This is a genomic window from Streptococcus sp. GMD4S (assembly GCF_000296955.1).
The window spans coordinates 1-2353 of record NZ_AJRE01000150.1; the positions used below are offsets into that span (position 1 = coordinate 1).

Here is a 2353-nt window from a genome sequence, read left to right on the forward strand (position 1 = left end):
CCTTCTCATAAACGTGCTCTGTGTCACCGTTTGGAAGTTTCTTGGTCTCTACGAAGCGGTAACCTGGGATATCTTTCTTAGGTTGTTCTCCATCTTCGCTTGGATAACCTGGAATTTCATTGCCTTCCTTATCCTTGTGACTGGTCTTAACCTTCTCATAAACGTGCTCTGTGTCACCGTTTGGAAGTTTCTTAGTCTCTACGAAGCGGTAACCTGGAATGTCTTTCTTCGGTTGTTCACCGTCTTCGGTTGGAATTAATGTATTCCCCTCAGTATCTACAAATGAAGTAATTGGACGTACAGTTGGTGTGTATTTTGCAGTTATTTCTGTTCCGTTCTTATCAACTCGTTTGACTGTAACTCCTGAAGCCTTCCCAACAAAGTCTTTTTCTGGTGTGAAAGTTACCACACCATTTTCATCAATGGTATAAGTTCCTTCTCCCGGAACAACTTTCTTAGTTGTGCCATCATCAAAGGTTGGTTTAACATTTTCATCAATTTCAACAGTCTTCTCCACACCGTTTACTTCAACTTTACCACCAGTAAAAGTTGGTGTACCGTTTTGTGTTTGTCCTTTAGGTCCTTCAGACTCATCATCTGTAGAAGTTGGTTTAACAGGTATTACAGTTGGAGTATACGTTGCTGTAGCAGTTGCTGTAATATCCGTATAATTAGCATCTTTTCCTAATTTTGCAGTAAGTGAAACTGTGACAGGTGTAGCTGTACCGGTAAATGTCTTCAATGGAACAAAAGTTACTTCACCTGTTTCATTATTAATTGAGTAGGTACCCTGACCATCAATTGTTAGAGTATCAACAAATCCACCTGTTTTTGGATCTACTAACTTAGCAGGCGAAGAAGCACTTGGTTTTACTGGTGATCCATCTCCAACAGATGTAAAGGTTGGAGTTTCTTTTTGAGTAGCACCTTGAATATCAGTCGAAGTCACATTATGTCCTTCAATCGTATCAGTTACTGTAATATGGTAGGTTGTTGTAGCGGTTGATGAATCAACTCCATGATCAACTCCCGACTCAGTTCCACTGATTGTTGCTTCAGTAGTATAATTTCCATTACTATCAATAACATCAATCTTAACAGTATATACTCCTACTTCATTTAAGCTATATCCACTAGCAATATTATAGTTATTTGCATCTTGTTTGGTATCAAATACTTTTTGAACTCCTGAAGGCGATGTTACTGTGATTCTAGTGATATAGGTAGTTTTTCCATATTTAGTATCTTCAGAGTCTGAGATGCTTACTGCAGCTTTTGCTTCATTACGAAGGTCAACAGCTGTACCTTTTGTTGAAGTATAATCTTGTGAAGTTGCTGTTGGTTTTGTATTTACTACAGTTGCCACATCAGTATTTGTTGCAATCGTCCCTCTAATAATACCACCAAATCCTGACTTAGTATGAACTTCCCAAGAGTCATTTTCAAGCTTAGTAGCAGTCACTTCAGTTCCATCAGATGACGCCCAGGTATTTGAATGTTTATCGTAAGTGACAGTTACTGACATTCCATCTCCTACCTGATTAGTATTCTTAGAAACATAAATCGTTTCTGGACGAGTTGGCGTTTCTACACTTGTCACTTTCCCAGTGCTATCAAGCTGTCGAATGTACTCATAGATATAAAATTTCATACCACCGTCTTGCTGAGCTTCTGTGTACACTTGACGTTTAGTCCATCTTGTCGTACCATCACCATTCAGTGTTTTACTTTCAGCATAGTCGCCAGGTAACTCCCAGTGTCCGGTAGCCTTATTAAAAGTAGCAGTATGTTTTTGCCCATCTGTTCCATTTAATTCAACTTGTTCACGTAAGAAAGTTCCCTTAACATTTTCAGCAGATGCTTCTACTCTAATATTGTCCACACCAACTTTGGCAGTCGCCTCTGATGTCACAGGAATATTAAAGACTGTATCGGAATCTACAATACCTAATTCTTGATTTTCAGAAACAGCTGTGTTGGTTGAACCACTGTCTACGAGCCATTTGCCATTAACTGCTTTTAGATTGGTTACAGTACCATCCGGCATTGTTACCTTAGCACTTGATGCACCTTTAGAAATTTTAACTGGTACAACTGTTGAGTAAGTTTCAACGTTTTGAACCTCAATCTTTGGTTTCACGACTAATGTTACAGTAGCATGCGCTTCTTGTCCAGATTGGTTCCAAACATTATTATTAGCCAACTTATCATAATCTTTTGCAAATACGGAGACTGTGTAAATTCCTGCTTCAGTTAATTTTCCAGAAATGATTCCTTTCCCCATATTCGTTTGATCAGCAGCTTGCTCTTCAGAAGTACTATTAGCAACACTATATTTAGTTCCTGGAATTAA

1 pseudogene is annotated in these 2353 nt (G+C 38.6%); it reads right to left on the reverse strand.

Going from position 1 to position 2353, the window contains the following annotated elements:
* A pseudogene (locus tag GMD4S_RS07995) lies at positions 1 to 2353 on the reverse strand (YSIRK-type signal peptide-containing protein); the annotation flags it as partial.